General features: G+C 70.8%; 19 protein-coding genes. 4 read left to right on the forward strand and 15 right to left on the reverse strand.

The features are described 5' to 3' along the window. The first annotated feature begins 9 nt into the window (after positions 1–9). Positions 10–669 (forward strand): TetR/AcrR family transcriptional regulator, encoded by a 660-nt coding sequence (locus KF840_12260; GenBank protein ID MBX3025671.1) that lies wholly within the window; start codon positions 10–12, stop codon positions 667–669. Here KF840_12260 and KF840_12265 read toward each other — a convergent pair. Further along, entirely contained in the window at positions 644–1,465 is an 822-nt protein-coding gene (locus tag KF840_12265) for an RluA family pseudouridine synthase (protein MBX3025672.1), read from the reverse strand. The genes KF840_12260 and KF840_12265 overlap by 26 nt on opposite strands. Positions 1,466–1,552: 87 nt before the next feature. Between KF840_12265 and KF840_12270 the strand changes: the two genes are divergently transcribed. Both KF840_12270 and KF840_12275 read left to right on the forward strand, forming a co-directional pair. Further along, the gene (locus KF840_12270) at positions 1,553–3,016 is read left to right on the forward strand and encodes a sensor domain-containing diguanylate cyclase (GenBank protein ID MBX3025673.1); all 1,464 of its coding nucleotides are present in this window, start codon (positions 1,553–1,555) and stop codon (positions 3,014–3,016) included. 108 nt (positions 3,017–3,124) lie between these two features. Further along, positions 3,125–3,916 (forward strand): enoyl-CoA hydratase/isomerase family protein, encoded by a 792-nt coding sequence (locus KF840_12275; protein ID MBX3025674.1) that lies wholly within the window; start codon positions 3,125–3,127, stop codon positions 3,914–3,916. A 66-nt stretch (positions 3,917–3,982) separates the two neighbouring features. Here the strand turns inward: KF840_12275 and KF840_12280 are convergent, their stop codons facing one another. From KF840_12280 to KF840_12320, 9 genes are all read right to left on the reverse strand, one after another. Further along, on the reverse strand, positions 3,983–4,372 hold the full coding sequence (locus KF840_12280; GenBank protein ID MBX3025675.1) for a hypothetical protein: 390 nt from the start codon (positions 4,370–4,372) through the stop codon (positions 3,983–3,985). Positions 4,373–4,599: 227 nt separating this feature from the next. Beyond that, the gene (locus KF840_12285) at positions 4,600–7,326 is read right to left on the reverse strand and encodes a hypothetical protein (protein ID MBX3025676.1); all 2,727 of its coding nucleotides are present in this window, start codon (positions 7,324–7,326) and stop codon (positions 4,600–4,602) included. Between the two features lie 24 nt (positions 7,327–7,350). Continuing rightward, positions 7,351–7,677, reverse strand: coding sequence for a His-Xaa-Ser repeat protein HxsA4 (gene hxsA4, locus KF840_12290; protein ID MBX3025677.1), 327 nt, complete (start codon positions 7,675–7,677; stop codon positions 7,351–7,353). A gap of 37 nt (positions 7,678–7,714) precedes the next feature. Further along, on the reverse strand, positions 7,715–8,116 hold the full coding sequence (locus KF840_12295; GenBank protein MBX3025678.1) for a hypothetical protein: 402 nt from the start codon (positions 8,114–8,116) through the stop codon (positions 7,715–7,717). Positions 8,117–8,475: 359 nt separating this feature from the next. Continuing rightward, positions 8,476–10,908, reverse strand: coding sequence for a hypothetical protein (locus tag KF840_12300; protein ID MBX3025679.1), 2,433 nt, complete (start codon positions 10,906–10,908; stop codon positions 8,476–8,478). Positions 10,909–10,932: 24 nt separating this feature from the next. Continuing rightward, entirely contained in the window at positions 10,933–11,259 is a 327-nt protein-coding gene (gene hxsA4, locus KF840_12305; protein ID MBX3025680.1) for a His-Xaa-Ser repeat protein HxsA4, read from the reverse strand. A gap of 35 nt (positions 11,260–11,294) precedes the next feature. Beyond that, a complete protein-coding gene (locus KF840_12310) occupies positions 11,295–11,492 on the reverse strand; it encodes a hypothetical protein (protein MBX3025681.1) in 198 nt (65 codons plus the stop codon). Continuing rightward, the gene (locus tag KF840_12315) at positions 11,462–11,782 is read right to left on the reverse strand and encodes a hypothetical protein (protein MBX3025682.1); all 321 of its coding nucleotides are present in this window, start codon (positions 11,780–11,782) and stop codon (positions 11,462–11,464) included. The genes KF840_12310 and KF840_12315 overlap by 31 nt, the downstream gene beginning before the upstream one ends. Positions 11,783–12,256: 474 nt before the next feature. Next, positions 12,257–12,430: a hypothetical protein gene (locus tag KF840_12320; GenBank protein MBX3025683.1), complete on the reverse strand. Its 174-nt coding sequence runs from the start codon at positions 12,428–12,430 to the stop codon at positions 12,257–12,259. A gap of 346 nt (positions 12,431–12,776) precedes the next feature. Here KF840_12320 and KF840_12325 point away from each other — a divergent pair, with 346 nt between their 5' ends. Next, positions 12,777–13,073, forward strand: coding sequence for a hypothetical protein (locus KF840_12325; GenBank protein MBX3025684.1), 297 nt, complete (start codon positions 12,777–12,779; stop codon positions 13,071–13,073). 477 nt (positions 13,074–13,550) lie between these two features. Here KF840_12325 and KF840_12330 read toward each other — a convergent pair whose 3' ends face one another. The 5 genes from KF840_12330 to KF840_12350 form a co-directional block, all read right to left on the reverse strand. Beyond that, on the reverse strand, positions 13,551–14,663 hold the full coding sequence (locus KF840_12330; protein MBX3025685.1) for a hypothetical protein: 1,113 nt from the start codon (positions 14,661–14,663) through the stop codon (positions 13,551–13,553). 1,216 nt (positions 14,664–15,879) lie between these two features. Beyond that, entirely contained in the window at positions 15,880–16,104 is a 225-nt protein-coding gene (locus KF840_12335) for a hypothetical protein (protein MBX3025686.1), read from the reverse strand. A gap of 128 nt (positions 16,105–16,232) precedes the next feature. Then, on the reverse strand, positions 16,233–16,721 hold the full coding sequence (locus tag KF840_12340) for a hypothetical protein (protein MBX3025687.1): 489 nt from the start codon (positions 16,719–16,721) through the stop codon (positions 16,233–16,235). 261 nt (positions 16,722–16,982) lie between these two features. Next, on the reverse strand, positions 16,983–17,258 hold the full coding sequence (locus tag KF840_12345; protein MBX3025688.1) for a hypothetical protein: 276 nt from the start codon (positions 17,256–17,258) through the stop codon (positions 16,983–16,985). A 390-nt stretch (positions 17,259–17,648) separates the two neighbouring features. Then, positions 17,649–19,712 (reverse strand): hypothetical protein, encoded by a 2,064-nt coding sequence (locus tag KF840_12350; GenBank protein MBX3025689.1) that lies wholly within the window; start codon positions 19,710–19,712, stop codon positions 17,649–17,651. Between the last annotated feature and the right edge of the window lie 97 nt (positions 19,713–19,809).

Genomic DNA, 19,809 nt, shown 5'->3' on the forward strand with positions numbered 1-19,809 from the left:
TTGGTACTCATGTCGCAACACAAGCCGGACAACGGCGGAACGACGGATCGCTCGCAGCGCCGCCGTGAGCAGACGGCACGCACCCTGCTCGACGCGGCGCGCCGCGTCCTCGCCGCCAAGGGCTATCACGGCACCAAGATCGTCGACATCGCCCGCGCGGCGTCGGTGGGCGTCGGAACGTTCTACCTCTACTACCCGACCAAGGAGGCGCTGTTCCTCGAGCTGGTCGAGGATACGGTGGCGCGGCTGAAGACCGAGCTCGACGGCGTGCGCTCGAGCGTCGCCGACCCGATCGAGCAGTCGCGGGTGCGGACGCTGACGTTCTTCCGTTTCGCGCAGGAGAACCGCGAGCTGTTCCGCATCGTGTTCGGCCACGGCGCGTCGTTCCACGACGTCGTGCGCCGTTGCCAGGAAGGCTTCATCCGCGATCTGCACGAGATCATCGCCGCCGGCATGAAAGCCGGCGCGCTGCGCGAGGGCGATGCGATGATCTGGGCCCAAGCCTTCATCGGCATGTCGCTGCAGGTCGTCTCCTGGTGGATCGAGCAGGAGAACGTCCCCATCGAGGACGTCGCCGCGTCGCTCAGCGACCTCGCGCTGCACGGCATGGTGGCGCCCGGCGCCGAGCGGACGCCCGACGCCGCTATCCGGGCGTCCACGGCGCGCTGATCGCCAGACGCTGGCCGGCGAGGGCGACGGCGACATCGCGCGCGTGCAACATCAGGCGCGGCGCCGGCGAGCCGCCGTAGAGACGATCGCCGACGATCGGATGGCCGATGGCCGCGAGGTGGGCGCGGATCTGGTGCAGGCGCCCGGTGCTCGGCTCCACCACCAGGACGGTTGTCGCGCCGCGGCGTTCCGCCACCCGCCACGCGGTGCGCGCCGGACGCCCGTGCGGGTCGACGTGGGCGCGGCCGGCGCGCGCCAGCAGCGGCTCCTCGATCACGCCGCCATCCGCCGCCGGCGAGCCGTCGACCAGCGCCAGGTAGCGCTTCTCGACCCGCTGATCGCGAAACGCCGCCGACAACGCCGCCGCCGCGGCGCGGGTGGTGGCGAAGAGCATCACGCCGGACGCGGCGGCGTCGAGCCGGTGCACCAGCCACAGTGGCCGGCGCCCACGCGCCGCCTGCAGGGTGGTCAGCGCGGTACCGGTCGCGGCGGCGCGCGTCGGGGCCGAGGGCATGCCGGCCGGCTTGTCGATCGCCAGCACGCCGTCGCCCTCGAAGACGATCGGCAGACACGCCGGCGCCGGGGTGGGAGCGGCACTGCCGACGCGCAGGCGATCGCCGGGATGGACGGTGCGCGACGCGACCTTGCAGCGGCGGCCGTTGAGGAACACCGCCCCGGCGGCGATCAGGCCGCGCGCCGCCGTGCGCGAGATCGCGGCGGCCGCCGCGACCGCCCGGTCCAGACGGTCGGCGGGCCCGGCATGGAGTTGGTCGCGAACGGAGGATGGCTGAGACATGCGCGGTGCGTCGCGGTGCGCCAGGCTCTACGCCATACGCCATCCGCGCGGTGGCACCAACGGTGCGACGGTGCTACGCGCAGGAGCATGAGCGCGCCCGCGGAGCAGGTGCTCGCGCGCGACCTCGAGGTCATCAACGAGATGACCACGGCGGTGACGTCCACCCTCGATCTCGCGGAGATCGTCCGCATCGCCCTCGGCCGCATCAAGATGCTCGCCTCGGCGGAGGCGATCTCGCTCCTCCGCTACGACGCCGACCGTGACGAGTTGGTGTTCGCGGCGACCGAGACGCTGCGCGAGGCGACGTTCGACGACGCCCCGGCCCGTTACGCCGGCGGCCTGGCGAGCTGGGTGGCGCGTACGGGCCGGCCGGCGCGCGTCGCCGATCCGTCCACCGACCCGCGCTGCGCCGGCGCCGGCGCGCTGGCCGGCCGTCACGCCGCCCACCTGCTCGACGTTCCGGTCTGGCGGGACGGCCTGGTGGTCGGCGTCCTCGAGCTCGCCGACCGCTACGACGAGGAGCCGTTCAGCGACGCCGACGAGGCGGCGCTGAACGCCGTCGCGGCGGCGATCGCGGCGCGCTGCGACCCGCAGCGCCTGCCGAAAGATCCCGCCGCGCTGCGCGGCCTGCTGGCCGAGGTGACGGCGGCGGTGCCGAGTCAGGCGGCATCGCTCCTGCTCATCGAACCGACCGGCCGCGGGCTGGCGTTCTCCGCCTCGCGGCGGCTGGAGCCCGGAGCCGTGGATGGTCTCCGCCTCCCCGCCGACGTCGGCATCGCCGGCTGGGTGGCGCGCCATCGCACGCCGCTGCTGCTCGACGACGCGAGCGCCGACCCGCGCTGGCATCGCCCCATCGAAGCGCACACCAGCTTCCGGCCCCGCGCCATGCTGTGCGTGCCCCTGGTCAGCAAGGGCGTCCTGCTCGGGGTGATCCAGGTCATGAACCGACTCGACGGCCGCCCCTTCGACGAGCGCCAGCTCCGCCTGGCGCAGATCCTCGCCGACCACACGGCGATCGCGATGGAAAACGCGCGCCTGTTCCGGCAGCTCGAGGAGGCGACCGTCACCGACGATCTGACCGGGTTGGGCAACGCCCGCCGCCTGAACCGGCTGCTGCCGCGGCTGCTCGCCGACGGACGACCGCTGGCGCTGCTGGTCCTCGACTTCGACCACTTCAAAGACGTCGTCGACCGCTACGGGCACCCGACCGGGAGTCAGGTGCTGGCGTTCCTCGGCCGCCTGATGGCCGGACGCCTGCGGCCGGGCGACATCGCCACCCGCTTCGGCGGCGACGAGTTCGCCTTCATCCTGCCGGACACCGACCTGACCACCGGCATCGCGATCGCCGAAGGCATCCGCGACCTGGTCGCCGCCGCGCGCACCGTCGACGGCAACGACATCGACATCTCCTGCGTCACCGCCTCCATCGGCGTGGCCGTCTACCCGCACCACGCCGGCGATGCCGTGGCGCTGCTCCAGGCCGCGGATCAGGCGATGTTCGCGGTCAAGCGGGCGGCGAAGAACGGCGTCGGCGTGGCGGAGAGGCGCTGAGTCGTTCACCGGCCGCCCGCCCGCCGATCCCCGCATAGGGTTGTGCACACGCCGTTGCCACCCGGCTACTGGAGCACCGTCCAGACACCGCTGTCGAAAGGAGCCCTCATGTCCTTCACCACCCTGCTCACCGAGCAACGCGGCCACGCGCTCTGGGTGACGCTCAATCGCCCCGAGTCGCTCAATGCGATGAATCCAACGCTCGTCGACGAGCTGCGGACGCTGTTCAGCGGCCTCGACGAACGTCGGGCCGCGCGGCTCGTGGTGCTGCGCGGCGCCGGGCGCGCCTTCTGCGCCGGCCTCGATCTCAAGCAGGGCGCCGGGATCGACGGCTCGGTGCAGGGTGGGCTGCGAGGCCAGCGCCGCATCAGCGAGCTGGTGATGCTGATGCGCCGCGCCCCGCAGCCGATCATCGCCGCCGTGCACGGCGCCGCGTGCGGCGGCGGCTTCGCGCTGGCGCTGGGAGCCGACGTGCGCATCGCCGGCGAGTCGGCGCGGATGAACGCGGCGTTCATCCGCCTGGGCCTGTCGGCGTGCGACGTCGGCGTCAGCTACTTCCTGCCGCGCATGGTGGGGGCGTCGGTGGCTGCCGAGCTGCTGCTCACCGGCAACTTCATCGATGCGGCGCGCGCCGAGCGCCTCGGCCTGGTGTCGCGCGTCGTGCCTGATGTCGAGCTCGAGGCAGCGACCCAGGCGATGGCGGAGGACATGCTGCGCAACTCGCCGTTGGGCCTGCGATTGACGAAGGAGTGCCTCAACGCCAGCCTCGACGCCGGCAGCCTCGAGCAGGTGATCGCGCTCGAGGATCGGACGCAGATCCTGTGCACCCGCACCGACGACTTCCGCGAGGGCGTCAGCGCCTTCCTGCAGAAGCGAGCGCCCGTCTACGGCGACGACTGAGCCCCTGACGGAGCGGTGGCGGTCGCCGACCGGCGGTCCGACCGGCGCGCGGACCGTGCGACGGTCTCAGCGCGACAGGAGCTTCGGGTTGGCGATGGCCAACTTCTCGCGCACGGTCGCGGTGAGATGCGCGAGCACCGCGGCGCGGAACGGATCGGCGTCGGCATCGCCATCGCGGATGCGCGCGCACAGCGTTTCGGTGCGCGCCCGCAGCGCGGCGCGGCGCTCGGCGGGATCGGCTGGAAGGATCGCGGGCTCCAGCACGTCGTCGAGGCGGAGCCATTCGGCCTCGACGTGCCCATCCTCCAGCGCGAGCTCGCGGGCGACGATCGCCAGGACGTTGGCGGCGACGCGGGCGTGGAACTTCGCGGTCCCGTCGAGGGCCGGGACGACATCGCGTTCGACGAAACCGCGGACCGCGTCGAGCAGCTCGGAGGCGGTTGGACGATCCTGCATGGACGCCGCGGACTCTAGGATCGCGACGCGTCGGGGTCAACGAATCGCGAACCGAGGCAGCCAGGCCCGCGGCAACAGCGGCGCATCTCCACGATGGCGCGGTGATGGGGGATGGAGGGCGCGCGCCGGGTAGGGGCGGAAGCCCGCCGCGCGCCCGGTACTGGAAGCAGCGACGCCCCGGTGTGTCACCACACCGGGGCGTCGGGTCAGGTCAGGTTACCCCGCGATCAGGGCGTCTTGGCGTTGAACTGATCGGCCGTGTTCTTCTTCGGAGCCCCGAAAGGCGCTCCCCAACAGATGCCAGTGGCATTGTCGCGCAACTGGACGATCAGCGGCAGGTTGCCGCCGGCGATCGGCAGGTCGCTGTCGAAGTCCGGCAGGTTCGTGCCCTTGCCCTTCACGAGCGCCTTGCTCTTCCCGGCCGCGCCGCCCTTGACGATGATCTTGGTGATTCCGTCCTCGGCCCCGGTGCTGTCCTTGTACTTGTACCCCTTGTTGCTGATCAGCGACCACTTGGTGGCGCTCGCCGGCACGCTGACCTGCTGGATCAGAGCCGCCGAGGTCCCGGCATAGAAGCAGAGAGCATACTCCGCCGTGGTCGTGGGATCCGCGAACTCCGCCTGCGTGGTAGCAGCGCCCTTGGTCCACTTGAAGATCAGCTTGTCCTTGGTGTTGTCCGCCTTGTTCTTGATCAGGACCTTGTTCTTCTGAGCGGTCCGGCAGGTAGTGGCGCTGACCGGGCAACTGCCGCTGAAGCAGAGGTCGGTTGCCTCGTCGCAGTTCTCGCCCATCCCGCAGGGCGAGCTGCCGCCGCCGCAGACGCCGGCGGTGCACGTCTGAACGCCGTTGCAGAAGCTGCTGTCGTCGCAGTTCGTGCCGTCCGGCTGCAGCGCATTCGCCGGGCAGTCATCGTTCAACCCGTCGCAGACCTCGGTCACGTCGCAGGCACCGGCCGCGGCACGGCACACCGCCGTGCTCTTGGCGTCGCTCGGGCAGAGCTTGGACGAACCGTCGCAGACTTCGGTCGCGTCGCAGACGCCCACCGAGGCGCGGCAGACCGTCCCGTTGGGGAGTACCGCATCGGTCGGGCAGTTGACGTTGGTGCCGTCGCAGGTCTCGGCGATGTCGCAGGTCTCACCCGAGCTGGTGGCACGACACACCGTGCTGTTCGGCTCGACGGCATCCGCCGGACAGGTCTTGTTGGTACCGTCGCAGGTTTCCACGATGTCGCAGACACCAGCAGAGCCGCGGCAAACGGTCGTGCTTGGCTCCACGGCGTCCGCCGGGCAGGCGGCGCCGGTTCCGGTGCAGGTCTCTGGGATGTCGCAGACCTCGCCCGGGCTGGAGGCGCGGCAGACCGTGGTCGCCGGCTCGAAGTCATCGGTCGGGCAGTCGGTGCTCACGCCATCGCAGGATTCGGCGATGTCGCAGACCCCGGCAACCGCGCGACATTCCGTGCCGGCCGTCTTGATGACATCGGCCGGACAGGCAGTGGACACTCCGTCGCAGGTTTCGGCGATGTCACAGCCGCCGGCGGCGGCGCGGCACTCGGTGCCAGCCGTCGCGATCGAATCAGCAGCGCAATCGTTGCCGACTCCGTCGCACACTTCCGCCACATCGCAGGCATCTACGGCGGCGCGGCAGACGGCCGTGCTCTTGGCATCAGCCGGACAGTTGTTGTTGGCGCCGTCGCAGAAATCCGCGACGTCGCAGACGCCGGCAGCACCGCGGCAGAGGGCCGTGCTCTTGGCGTCCGCCGGGCAGTTGTTGGCGACGCCGTCGCAGAACTCGGCGATGTCGCACACCCCGCCCGAGGCCCGACACTGCGCCGTGCTCTTCGCGTCCGCCGGACAGGCGTCGTTCACGCCATCGCAGGTCTCCGCGATGTCGCAGACACCGCCCGAGGCCCGGCACTGCGCCGTGCTCTTGGCGTCCGCCGGACAGTTCGGACCGGTTCCAGGGCAGAACTCGGTGATGTCGCAGGCGCCGCCGGAGGCGCGGCAGACGGTGCTGGCGGAAGCGAACGCGTCCGCCGGGCAGTCCACCCCGGCACCGTCGCAGAACTCCGCCACGTCGCAGACGCCGGCCGAGCCGCGGCACAGCGCCGTGCTCTTGGCGTCCGCCGGGCAGGTCGCGCTCGACCCCGTGCAGGTGTCCGCGATGTCACACACCCCCGCTGCCGTGCGGCAGACCTGGCCCGAGGCGCGGTACTGGCAGCTCGCCGTGCAGCACGACGTCGCGCTGCCGTTGTCGACGCCCAGATCGCACTGCTCGATCGACGTGTCGACCACCCCGTCGCCGCAGTCCGAGTAGTAGAACGCCACGTCCACCCGGCTGATGTCGCCGTTGGTGCCGGCGCTGGCGTGCGCCGGGTCGTACACCGCCGGACACGCCTGCCCCGAGCCGATCCCGGTCGCGCTCGCCAGAATGTCCACGTCGAACGTGAAGCTCGAGCCGCTGTCCAACCGGAACAGCCGCTGAATGTCGCCGTTGGTGCCGCTGTCCGCCGGATTGCCCCCGGTGGCCACGATCGTCGCCGTGCCGCCGCCGATCAGCGTCACGTTCAGCGTGTTGGTCACGCTCGGCGCCCCCAGCCCCGACAGCGAGGTCACCGACGTCGTCCCCGTGTACGTGATCGTGCTCCCCGACGTCGTCGAGTACGTGAACCGGTTCGCCGCCGCCGGCGCCGCCCCGGTCATCGTGTTCCCGTTCACCGACTGGTCCACCCGCAACCCGAAGTACACCCGCGAATGGACGCCGAGGTTCACCCCCGTACAGGTCACCGTCGCGCCCGTGCCGCGCGTCGTCTCGTTGCTCACCGTGCAAGTGCCGCCGCCGGGCAGCGTGTAGACCGGTCCACCGGTCAGCACCACCGCCGTCGCCGGCCGGGCCACCACCATGGCCGCCACCGCCATCGCGGCGCTCCACCCGAGGAGGATCGCTTGCCTACACACCGAGCGCGCTCCCATGTCGCCTCCTCACCACGACCCGTGCGAGCCGTGACTGCCGTGTGATCCGTGACTGCCGTGCGAACCGTGGCTGCCGTGGCTGCCATGGCTACCGTGACTGCCGTGCGAGCCGTGGCTGCCGTGCGACCCATGGCTGCCGTGGCTGCCGTGCGAGGCGTGCGACATGTGCTGCGCCAGCAGCAGCTTCTCGTTGTGCGGCTCCTGCCGCACCGCCGCCGCCGCCTCCCCGGCGTCCACCGCCGTCACCGGCTTGACCGCCTGCCGCGCCTCCTCCTGACTGAGAAAGTCCAGCGGCGTCTTCCGCAACGCGGGTAGCCCGTTCTTCTTCTCGCTCATCGCTCGCCTCTCCCCTCGCTCGCTCGCCGCCGCGCCCTCAGCGCAACTGCGCGCTGGCGCCAAACCGTTCCAGGCGCTCCGCGTGCGCCAGCAATCCCACCGCGGCCACGTCCGCCGCCGCTTCGTTGCGCGCCACCGCGTGCGCCACCGTCGCCACCGCCTGCGCCAAACTCTCCTCGGTCGGCTCCTCGCCGGCGCCGCCGTTCATCACCACCAGGTCCACCGCCCCGGTGTGCACCAGCCCCACCGGCGCGCCGCCGTTGCGGCACAGGTGGATCCGCCGCGTCCGCCCGCTGGCGTGCGCCAGCGTCAGCACGCTCGCTCCCGCCTGCACCGGCCCCAGCTCCGCCACCTGCCAGCCCTCGCCCACCGCCGCGCCCGCCGCCAGCGGCGCCAGCAGCCCCCACGGCGCCGCCGCCGTCGGTCCCGTGCCCGCCACCGCCGCCGCGCGGCGCCGGGCGCGCTCGGCGCCGTGCCGCCGGCGTCCGGCCTGGGCCGCGCCTGCGGTCGGCGCTGCTCGCCGGCTCCGCCACCGCGCGCCCCTGCGCCCGGCTCCCCATGGTCGTTACCGCGCCGGCCACGGCCGCTCCCGCGGCCAGCCTGCCGACGAACGCGCGTCGCGACAGCATATTTCCCCCCTTGTCAGGTCCGACAGTGACTAATGTCAGGTCCGGCAATGATCCCAAGAAGCCGCTATCACGTGCCGACACCAATCGTAAAGAAAAATCGCAAGGGCGCCCCCAGAAGAATCGCTCTGCATGGCGCGCAACGCCGTGCTCCTGCCATGAGCGGACACGATCAGGGCGAAGTGGCGCTGAACTGGCCGCTGCTGTTCTTCTTCGGCAAGGGGAATTCGCCCTCCCAGCACAGACCGGTCTGATTGTTTCGCAGTTGCACGATCAGGGGCAGATCGGCCAACGGGATCGGCAGGTTGCCGTCGAAGTCCGGCAGCGCGCTCCCCTTGCCCTTCACCATGGCCTTGCTCTTGCCGAAGATGCCGCCCTTGACGAGGATCTTGGTGATCCCGCCAGCGGTGCCGGCGACGTCATTGTACTTGTAGCCGCTCGAGCCCACCGACGACCACTTCGAAGCGCTCGGCGGCACGCCGATCTGCTTCAGCAACGCAGCCGAGGGACCGGCGTAGAAGCACAGCGCATACTCCGCGCCGCTCTTCGGATCGGCGAAGTCCGCCTGGGTCGAATCGGCACCCTTCGCCCACTTCCAGATCAACTTGTCCTTGGTGTCGTCGCTCTTGTTCTTGATCAGGATCTTGTTCTTGTCCGACGGCCGGCAGGCCACCGCGTTCGGCGGGCAACTGCCGAGGAAGCAGGAGTCCGTCGCTTCGTCGCAGCTCTCGCCCAGCGAGCAGGGATTGCTGCCTCCGCCACAGACGTTGCCGGAGCAGGTCTGCACGCCGTTGCAGAAGGTGGTGTCGTCGCACGGCGTCCCATCCGGGAGACCGCCGTTTGGCGGACACGCGGCGCTGCTGCCGGTGCACATCTCGTCGACGTCGCAGACCTCGCCCGGCGTCGCGGCGCGGCAGACGACGGTGTTGGGGGCGAACCCGTCGGTGGGACAGTCGACCCCGGAGCCGGTGCAGAACTCGGCGACGTCGCACACGTCGGCGACGCCGCGGCACTGCGTGCTCGGTGAGGCAAAGGCATCGACCGGACAGGCGTCGCTGGCGCCGTCGCAGGTTTCCGCCAGATCGCAGACGCCAGCCGAAGCGCGGCACATGGTGCCGGACGGCTGCTTCACGTCGGTCGGGCAGTCGTCGGCGACACCATCGCACTGCTCCGCCGTGTCGCACACGTCGGCCGCCGCGCGGCACTGCGCGGTGCTCTTGGCATCGGCGGGACAGTCGTTGCCGACGCCGTCGCAGGTTTCGGCGACGTCGCAGACGCCCGCTGTCGCTCGGCATTGCGCGGTGCTCTTCGCGTCCGCCGGACAGAAAGCGCTCGAGCCGGTGCAGTTCTCCGCGATGTCGCAGACGCCGGCGGCGGCGCGGCACTCGGTACTGCTGGGCAGGAAGTCATCACTCGGACACGCGTTGTTGACGCCGTCGCAGAACTCGGCGACGTCGCAGAACGACGCCGCGGCGCGGCACTGGACGGTGGTCTTCGCGTCGGCCGGGCAGGTGTCGCTGACACCGTCGCAGACTTCGGCGACGTCGCAGACGCCGCCCGCCGCGCGACAGACGCTGGTGCTCTTGATGTCGGCCGGGCAGTCGTTGCCGACGCCGTCGCAGACATCCGCCAGATCGCAGGCGCCGGCGGACGCGCGGCACACCGCCGTGCTCTTGGTGTCGGCCGGGCAATTGTTGCTCACGCCATTGCAGAATTCGGCCGTGTCGCAGACACCCGCCGAGCCGCGGCAGAGCGCGGTGCTCTTGGCGTCCGCCGGGCAGGCCGCGCTCGACCCCGTGCAGGTGTCCGCGAGGTCGCAGACGCCGGCCGCCACACGGCAGATCAGACCGGCGGCGCGGAACTGGCAGGCCGAGGTGCAGCAGGACGTCGAGCTGCCGTTGTTGACGCCCAGATCGCACTGCTCGGCCGGGCTGTCGGTGACGCCGTCGCCGCAGTCCGAGTAGTAGAACGCCACGTTGACGCGGCTGATGTCGCCGCCGTCGCCGGCGCTGGCGTGCGCCGGGTCGTACACCGCCGGACACGCCTGCCCCGAGCCGATGCCCGTCGCATTGGCCAGAACGTCCACATCGAAGGTGAAGCTCGAACCGCTGTCCAACCGGAACAGCCGCTGAATGTCGCCGTTGGTGCCGCTGTCCGCCGGATTGCCTCCGGTGGCCACGATCGTCGCCGAGCCGCCGCCGATCAGCGTCACGTTCAGCGTGTTGGTCACGCTCGGCGCCCCCAGCCCCGACAGCGAGGTCACCGACGTCGTCCCCGTGTACGTGATCGTGCTCCCCGACGTCGTCGAGTACGTGAACCGGTTCGCCGCCGCCGGCGCCGCCCCGGTCATCGTGTTCCCGTTCACCGACTGGTCCACCCGCAACCCGAAGTACACCCGCGAGTGCGCAGTCAGGTTGACGCCGGTGCAGGTCACCGTCGCGCCCGTGCCGCGGCTCGGAACGTTCACCACCGTGCAGCTACCACCGCCGGGCAGCGAGTAGACCGGTCCACCGGTGATGACGAGGGCCGTCGCCGGCCGGGCCACCACCATGGCCGCCACCGCCATCGCGGCGCTCCACCCGAGGAGGATCGCTTGCCTACACACCGAGCGCGCTCCCATGTCGCCTCCTCACCACGACCCGTGCGAGCCGTGACTGCCGTGTGATCCGTGACTGCCGTGCGAACCGTGGCTGCCGTGGCTGCCATGGCTACCGTGACTGCCGTGCGAGCCGTGACTGCCGTGCGACCCATGGCTGCCACTGCCAATCCGAGGCGTGCGACAGATGTGTTGCGCCAGCAGCAGCTTTCTTGTTGCGTGGCTCCTGCCGCATTGCCGTTGCCGCCTTCCCTGAGTGTCCACTGCCGTCACCGCTTGACCGCCTGCCGCGCTCCTCCTGACTGAGAAAGTCCAGCGGCGTCTTTCCGCAACGCGGGTAGTCCGTTCTTCTTCTGCCATCGCCTGCCTTCTCCTCGCCTCGCTGCTGCCAGGCCTCAGCGTAACTGCGCTGGAGTGCCAAACTGTTCCAGGCGCTCCGCGTGCGCCAGCATCCCACCGCGGCCGTCCGCCGCCGCTTCGTTGCGCGCCACCGCGTGCGCCACCGTCGCCACCGCCTGCGCCAACTTCTTCGGTCGGTTCCCTTCGCCGGCGCTGCCGTTCATCACCACCAGGTCCACCGCCCTGGTGTGCACTTCAGCTCACCGGCGTTGCCAGCAGGGCACAGGTGGATCCGCCGCGGCTGCCTGCTGGCGCCAGCGTCAGCATCGCTCGCTGCTCCCGCCTGCACCGGCCCCAGCTCCGCCACCTGCCAGCCCTCGCCCACCGCCGCGCCCGCCGCCAGCGGCGCCAGCAGCCCCCACGGCGCCGCCGCCGTCGGTCCCGTGCCCGCCACCGCGGCCGCCGCGCTCGGCGCCGGCGCGCCGCAGGATCCCGACGCGGTGCTCGGCGCGCTCGCGATGCGTGCCGCGACAGGGTCCGGCATTGCGCCGCCGTCGAGCCGCATCGTCGCGCCCGCTGGCGCCCGGCTTCCCACTGTTGTCACCGCGCCGGCCACGGCCGCTCCGGCGGCCAGCCGACCCACGAACGCGCGTCGCGACAGCATGTTGTCCCCCCTTGTCACGGACGAGCCTATCGAGCCGCTACCACGGACGCAGACGAACAGTAAAGAGAGAATCGAAGACGGGACCGCGAAAGCGAAAATGGGATCTCCCCGTACTGAGCAGGCCCAACGCTCGCGTGTCGGCACCAGGCGCTGCCGGGTGAAGCAGGCCGCCATCACCGGCTGGATTCCGGAAGCGCGTGGGAGTCGCGCGCTGCGACTGCCGACGCACGCCAGTTGAGGGAGACAGGAGACCGCCGCTCGCCCGAAGGACGCTGTCCACCGGTCGCAGAAGCGGCGACGCCCCGGTGTGCGCGGGGCACACCGGGGCGTCGGATCAGGTCGCTCCGAGCGCGCTCAGGGGGTCTTGGCGCTGAACTGGTCGAGCTGGTTCTTCTTCGGCGTCGCGAACGCCCCCTCCCAGCACACCCCGCTGGCATTGTCGCGCAACTGCACCACCAACGGCAGGTTCCCATTGGGGATCGGCAGGTTGCTGTCGAAGTCCGGCAGCCCCGCCCCCTTCCCCTTCACCAGCGCCTTGCTCTTCCCGTCGCGCCGCCCTTGACGATGATTCAGGATCCCGTCCGCCGCCCCCGCGCCGTCCTTTTTGCATTTGTACAGCCCTTGTCGCCAATCGCCGCCCACTTGCTGCGCTCGGCGGCACCGCCGCCTGCTGCAGCAACGCCCCGCCCGCGTAGAAGCACAGCGCGTACTCCGCCGTCGTCGTCAGATTGCCAGTCCCGCCTGCGTCGCCGCCGCCCTTGGTCCACTTCCAGATCAGCTTGTCCTTCCCCGTCGTCGCTCTTGTTCTTGATCAGCACCTTGTTCTTGGTCGCCGTCCGGCATCGTCAGCGCCTGGCTCGTCGGGCAACTGCCGGTGAAGCACAGGTCGCTCGCCCTCATCGCAGCCCGCCCCATCCCGCACGGGCTGCTCCCCCCGCACACCCCGCCACTGCAGGTCTGCACCCTGCTGCAGAAGCTGCTGTCGCCTTGCGCCGTCGCTCACGTAGGCGTTGCCCGGCAGTCGTTGCCCACCCTGTCGCACACCTTCCGCCACGTCGCACACCTCCTCGCCGCCGCTCGGCACACCGCCGTGCTCTTCGCGTCCGCCGGGCACGTCTTGTTCGCCCCGTCGCACACCTCGGTGGCGTCACACACCTCGCTGATCGCCTGACACGGCGCGTGTCTCGCTCGGTAGCACTTGGTCTGCCGGACAGGTCCGATTCACCCCGTCGCACGTCTCGGTCACGTCGCACAACTCGCCCACCGCCCCGCCTGGCACACCAGGTTGCTTGGCTCCACCGCATCGGCGGACAGGTCTTGTTGGTCCCGTCGGTAGTCCGGAATGTCGCACACCCGCCCACCGTCGACGCCCGGCACAACAGAGCTTCTGCTGGTCTACCGCGTCTGCCGGGCAATCCACTCCCCTGTCCCCGGACAGTACTCCTCGATGTCAAGACATCTTTTTGCTCCTGGCTCGCCCGCCTGGCACACTCAGGCTCGCCGGCTCGTACCTACTGCTTCGGCAGTCCACCCTCTGCCTCAGCACGCCCCGCCACGTCGCACACTTCCCGCTGCTGCCTGCACGGTCCCCTGCCGACGCGTATCCGTCCGCCGGGCAGTCCACATCCACCCTGCCGCATCGTCTCGCTCATTGCCGCAGATCCCCGCCGACGCCCGGCAGGTCGTCCCGTTCGGCAGCACCGCATCCCCGGACAGTCGTCGGCGGCGCCGTCGCACACTTCCGCCACGTCGCACACTTCCCGCCGACGCCCGGCACTGCGCCGTGCTCTTCGCGTCGTTCGCAGGCGCTGTTATGCCATCGCACCTCCGCGAGGTCGCAGACTTCCGGCCGACGCCCGGCACTGCGCCGTGCTCTTCGCATCGCTTCGGGCAGGCGTTGTTCGCGCCGTCGCAGAACTCCGCGATGTCGCATTACTTCGCCCGACGCCCGGCATCCGCCGCTTCGCATCGCTCGGCAGGCGTCGGTCACGCCATCGCACACCTCCGCGATGTCGCACACCCCGCCCGACGCCCGGCACTCCGCCGTGCTCTTGGCGTCCGCCGGGCAGGTGTCGCTCAGCCCGTCGCACACCTCGGCGATGTCGCACTCCCCGCCCGCGGCGCGGCACACCGCCGTGCTCTTGCCATCGACCGGGCAGTCGTTGCCCACCCCGTCGCAGCTCTCCGCCAGATCGCACGCCCCCGCCGACGCCCGGCACACCGCCGTGCTCTTGCCGTCCGCCGGACAGTTGTCGTTGATGCCGTCGCAGAATTCCGCCACGTCGCAGACGCCGACAGACGCGCGACACTGGGACGTCTTCTTGTCATCCGCCGGACACGCCGGGCCCGAACCGGTACAGCTCTCGGCCACGTCGCAGACACCGCCCGAAGCGCGGCACTCGGTGCCGGCGTTCACGAACGCGTCGGCCGGACACGTATCGCCGACGCCGTCGCAGACCTCGGCGAGGTCGCAGACGCCGCCGGCAGCGCGGCAGGTCGCCGTGCTCTTGAGGTCGGTCGGGCAGTCGTTGCCGACCCCGTCGCAGCTCTCCGCCAGGTCGCAGGCGCCGGCCGAGGCCCGGCACACCGCCGTGCTCTTGCCGTCCGCCGGACAGTTGTTGCTCGACCCGTCGCAGAACTCCGCCACGTCGCACACCCCGGCCGACGCCCGGCACTGCGCCGTGCTCTTGCCGTCCGTCGGGCAGGTCGGGCTCGACCGCAGGTCTCCGCCACGTCGCAGACCCCACCTGAGGCCCGGCACTCGCGCCGGCGCCTTCACGAAGGCGTCCGCCGGCAGTTGTTGTCTGACCCGTCGCAGAACCCGCGATGTCGCACACCCCGCCTGAGGCCCGGCACTGCGCCGTGCCTTTGCATCGTTCGCAGTTGTTGTTCGACCCGTCGCAGAACCTGCCAAGTCGCATTAATTCGCCTGAGGCCCGGCACTGCGCCGTGCTCTTCCCATCGTTCAAGCAGTCGTTGTTCGACCTGTCGCAGAACTCCGCCACGTCGCAGACGCCCGCCGAGCTGGCGGCACAGGCCGTGTTTCGCGTCCGCCGGCAGCAGCAGCGTTGTCGCAGAACTCCGCCACGTCGCAGACGGCGGCCGGAGCTGCGGCACATGCTGCTCTTGGCGTCCGCCGGGCAGTCGCGCTCGACCCGCGCAGGTGTCCGCGATGTCACATACCCCGCCGTGCGGCAGACCTGGCCCGGAGGCGCGCATTCGGCGTGCTCGCCGTGCAGCACGACGTCGCGCTGCCGTTGTCGATGCCCAGATCGCACTGCTCGATCGACGTGTCACCACCCCGTCGCCGCAGTCCGAGTAGAATGCCACGTCCACCCGGCTGGATGTCGCCGTTGGTGCCGGCGCTGGCGCGCCGGGTCGTACACCGCCGGATACGCCTGCCCCGGAGCCGATCCCCGTCGCGCTCGCCAGAATGTCCACGTCGAAGGTGAGAAGTCGGCTGTTGTCCAACCTGAACAGCTGCTGAATGTCGCCGTTGGTGCCGCTGTCCGCCGGATTGCCCCGGTGGCCACGATCGTCGCCGCCGCCGCCGATCAGCGTCACGTTCAGCGTGTTGGTCACGCTCGGCGCCCCAGCCCCGGACAGCGAGGTCACCGACGTCGTCCCTGTGTACGTGATCGTGCTCCCGACGTCGTCGAGTATGTGAACCGGTTCGCGCCGCCGGCGCCGCCCCCGGTCATCGTGCCCTGTTCACCGACTGGTCCACCCGCAACCCGAAGTACACCCGCGAATGGACGCCGAGGTTCACTCCTCTGTACAGGTCACTGTCGCGCCTGTGCTGCGCGTCGTCTCGTTGCTCACCGTGCGCGCCGCCGCCGGGCAGCGTGTAGACCGGTCCACCGGTCAGCACCATCGCCAGCCGCCGCCGGGCGCCACCACCATGGCCGCCACCGCCATCGCGGCGCCCACCCGAGGAGGATCGCTTGCCTACACACCGAGCGCGCCCCATGTCGCCCTCACCACGACCCGTGCGAGCCGTGACTGCCGTGTGATCCGTGACCGCCGTGCGAACCGTGGCTGCCGTGGCTGCCATTGTTACTCGTGACTGCTGTGCGAGCCGTGGCTGCCGTGCGACCCATGGCTGCCGGGCTGCCGTGCGGCGTGCGACATGTGCCAGCCAGCAGTAGCCGTTGCGTGGCTCGCGCCGCACTGCTGCCGCCGCCTGCGTCCACCGCCGTCACCGGCTTGACCGCCTGCCGCGCCTCCTCCCTGGACTGAGAAAGTCCAGCGGCGTCTTCCGCAACGCGGGTAGCTCCGTTCTCTCTCGCTCATCGCTCGCCCTCTCCCTTCGCCGCTCGCTGCCGCGCCCTCAGCGCAACTGCGCGCTGGCGCCAAACCGTTCCAGGCGCTCCGCGTGCGCCAGCAATCCCACCGCGGCCACGTCCGCCGCCGCTTCGTTGCGCGCCACCGCGTGCGCCACCGTCGCCACCGCCTGCGCCAAACTCTCCTCGGTCGGCTCCTCGCCGGCGCCGCCGTTCATCACCACCAGGTCCACCGCCCCGGTGTGCACCAGCCCCACCGGCGCGCCGCCGTTGCGGCACAGGTGGATCCGCCGCGTCCGCCCGCTGGCGTGCGCCAGCGTCAGCACGCTCGCTCCCGCCTGCACCGGCCCCAGCTCCGCCACCTGCCAGCCCTCGCCCACCGCCGCGCCCGCCGCCAGCGGCGCCAGCAGCCCCCATTGCCGCCGTCGTCGGTCCTGTGCCCAGCCACCGCGGCTTCGCGCGGTGCCGGCGCGCTCGGCCGCCGCCGGCGTCCGCCTGGGCTGCGCCCGCGGTCGCGTTGCTTCGCCGGTTCTCACCAGTCCCTGAGCGCCTGGTCATGGTCGTTACCGCGCCGGCCACGGCCGCTCCCGCGGCCAGCCTGCCGACGAACGCGCGTCGCGACAGCATGCTCTCCCCCCTTGTCACGTTGTGACGACAGTCCCCTCTCGGCCGCTACCACGGACGCAGACGAACAGTAAAGAGAGAATCGTAGGCGACCGCCTTGAAGGCCGGAAGCGGCGACGCCCCGGTGTGCGCGGGGCACACCGGGGCGTCGGATCAGGTCGCTCCGAGCGCGCTCAGGGGGTCTTGGCGCTGAACTGGTCGAGCTGGTTCTTCTTCGGCGTCGCGAACGCCCCCTCCCAGCACACCCCGCTGGCATTGTCGCGCAACTGCACCACCAACGGCAGGTTCCCATTGGGGATCGGCAGGTTGCTGTCGAAGTCCGGCAGCCCCGCCCCCTTCCCCTTCACCAGCGCCTTGCTCTTCCCCGTCGCGCCGCCCTTGACGATGATCTTGGTGATCCCGTCCGCCGCCCCCGCGCCGTCCTTGTACTTGTAATTCTTTGTCGCCAATCGCCGCCCACTTGCTCGCGCTCGCGGCACCGCCGCCTGTTGCAGCAACGCCCCCGCCCGCGTAGAAGCACAGCGCGCGTTCGTCGTCGTCGTCGGATTGCCAAACTCCGCCTGCGTCGTCGCCGCCCCCTTGGTCCACTTCCAGACCAGCTGGTCCTTCCCGTCGTCGCTCTTGTTCTGATCAGCACCTTGTTCTGGTCGCTGTCCGGCACGCAATGCTCACTCGTCGGGCAACTGCCGGCAGAAGCACAGGTCGCCTGCCTCACGTAGCTCTGCCCCATCCCGCACGGCTGCTCCCCGCACACCCCGCCACTGCAGGTCTGCACCCTGCTGCAGAAGCTGCTGTCGTCGCAGTTGGTGCCGTCGCTCACGTTGCCCGGCAGTCGTTGCCTACCCTGTCGCACACTTCCGCCACGTCGCACTCCTTGCCGTTGCTTCACACCGCCGTGCTCTTTGCGTCTGCCGGGCACGTCTTGCCCGCCCCGTCGCACACCTCGGTGGCGTCACACACCCCCGCTGACGCCCGACACGGCGTCCTGCTCGGCAGCACTCTGGTCTGCCGGACAGGTCCGATTCACCCCCGTCGCACGTCTCGGTCACGTCGCACACCTCGCCCACCGTCCCCGCCTGGCACACCGCTGCTCGGCTCCACCTGCATCCGGCGGACAGGTCTTGTTGGTCCTGTCGCAGTAGTCCGAATGTCGCACACCTCGCCCACCGTCGACGCCCCGGCACAGCGTGCTCGCCGGCTCCACCGCGTCCGCCGGGCAGTCCACTTCGTCCCTGACAGTACTCGATGTCACACCCGCCTGGTCGCGCCTGGCACACCAGGCCGCCGGAGCTCGTAATTCCATCGCTCGGGCAGTCCACCCCGCTCCCCGTGCACGTCTCCGCCACGTCGCACACCCCCGCCGCCGCCCGGCACTCCGTCCCCGCCGACGCGTATCCGTCCGCCGGGCAGTCCACATCCACCCCGTCGCACGTCTCGCTCACGTCGCAGATCCCCGCCGACGCCCGGCAGGTCGTCCCGTTCGGCAGCACCGCATCCCCCGGACAGTCGTCGGCGGCGCCGTCGCACACTTCCGCCACGTCGCACACTCCCGCCGACGCCCGGCACTGCGCCGTGCTCTTCGCGTCGTTCGGGCAGGCGTTGTTGGCGCCATCGCAGAGCTCCGCGAGGTCGCAGACCCCGGCCGACGCCCGGCACTGCGCCGTGCTCTTCGCATCGCTCGGGCAGGCGTTGTTCGCGCCGTCGCAGAACTCCGCGATGTCGCACACCCCGCCCGACGCCCGGCACTCCGCCGTGCTCTTCGCATCGCTCGGGCAGGCGTCGGTCACGCCATCGCACACCTCCGCGATGTCGCACACCCCGCCCGACGCCCGGCACTCCGCCGTGCTCTTGGCGTCCGCCGGGCAGGTGTCGCTCAGCCCGTCGCACACCTCGGCGATGTCGCACTCCCCGCCCGCGGCGCGGCACACCGCCGTGCTCTTGCCATCGACCGGGCAGTCGTTGCCCACCCCGTCGCAGCTCTCCGCCAGATCGCACGCCCCCGCCGACGCCCGGCACACCGCCGTGCTCTTGCCGTCCGCCGGACACGCCCCGCTCGAGCCGGTGCAGGTCTCGGTGAGATCGCAGACGCCGAGCGAAGCCCGGCAGGTCTCGCCGGCACTGCGGAACTGACAGCCGGCCGTGCAGCACGAGGTGGCAGTGCCGTTGCCGACCCCCTCGTCGCACTGCTCGCCACCGTCGACGGCACCGTTGCCGCAGTTGGGCTCGAACAGCACGGTCGTCCCGTCGTTGATGACGTTGGAATTGAGGGACCACTGCAGGTTGCGCCCATTCGACTGGCCGCCCACGTCGCGGATGCCGACGGTCGCGCTGGCGCCGTGGCTGTAGGAATTGGTCGTCGTCGCATCGAGGTACTGCACGAGGATCTTGCCCGAGCCCTCGTAGAGAATGGCCTCGAACGTGATGAAGTCCGCGGCGGGAGGGTTCGCTGCGCAACAGCCGGCGGTGATGTGCCATTGGATCACCAGGCGCCGCGACGGGGCGCTGCCCAACGTCTCGTAGTAGACGGCGTCGGCACCGGTGCCGCCGTTGTACCAATCGTCCCAGAGCGGCGCGATCAGCGGCAGGTCGTTGGGAGGAGCCTGCGTCGGTGCAGCCGCCGTGGTCAGGTTGTCGTTGGCAAACGAGATGTTGCCCGCGCCAAAGGTGATCAGGCCGTTGGAGGAGGCGTACAGCGACGTGTAGCTCGCGCCGTAGAAGTTGAAGGTGAAGCCGATCGGGACGGCGACGAAATCGTCGTCGCTACTGGCCAGGACGCGCGTGCCGGTGCCCGAGATGTCCTCGAAGGAGAAGGGCGCGGCGTTGGTCGCCGTGAACCCGAACGTGTCGGGCCCGATCGTCGTCGCGCCGGCGGCACCGGCGAGCATCGCCGCGAACGCGACCATCACGACGATGGCGCGTCCAGCGGACGACCACGTCGACTCGACAGCGACGTCTGCTCGAACCAGATCGCCGTTCCTCTGCGCGGACACTCGCAGTGCC

This window comes from bacterium, from assembly GCA_019637795.1.
GTDB lineage: Bacteria > Desulfobacterota > Binatia > HRBIN30 > CADEER01 > JAHBUY01.

Coding starts and splice junctions, on each gene's coding strand:
- KF840_12260 (MBX3025671.1), top strand. CDS start 10: ATGTCGCAACACAAGCCGGACAACGGCGGAACGACGGATCGCTCGCAG.
- KF840_12265 (MBX3025672.1), bottom strand. CDS start 1,465: ATGTCTCAGCCATCCTCCGTTCGCGACCAACTCCATGCCGGGCCCGCC.
- KF840_12270 (MBX3025673.1), top strand. CDS start 1,553: ATGAGCGCGCCCGCGGAGCAGGTGCTCGCGCGCGACCTCGAGGTCATC.
- KF840_12275 (MBX3025674.1), top strand. CDS start 3,125: ATGTCCTTCACCACCCTGCTCACCGAGCAACGCGGCCACGCGCTCTGG.
- KF840_12280 (MBX3025675.1), bottom strand. CDS start 4,372: ATGCAGGATCGTCCAACCGCCTCCGAGCTGCTCGACGCGGTCCGCGGT.
- hxsA4 (MBX3025677.1), bottom strand. CDS start 7,677: ATGAGCGAGAAGAAGAACGGGCTACCCGCGTTGCGGAAGACGCCGCTG.
- hxsA4 (MBX3025680.1), bottom strand. CDS start 11,259: ATGGCAGAAGAAGAACGGACTACCCGCGTTGCGGAAAGACGCCGCTGG.
- KF840_12315 (MBX3025682.1), bottom strand. CDS start 11,782: ATGCCGGACCCTGTCGCGGCACGCATCGCGAGCGCGCCGAGCACCGCG.
- KF840_12350 (MBX3025689.1), bottom strand. CDS start 19,712: ATGGTCGCGTTCGCGGCGATGCTCGCCGGTGCCGCCGGCGCGACGACG.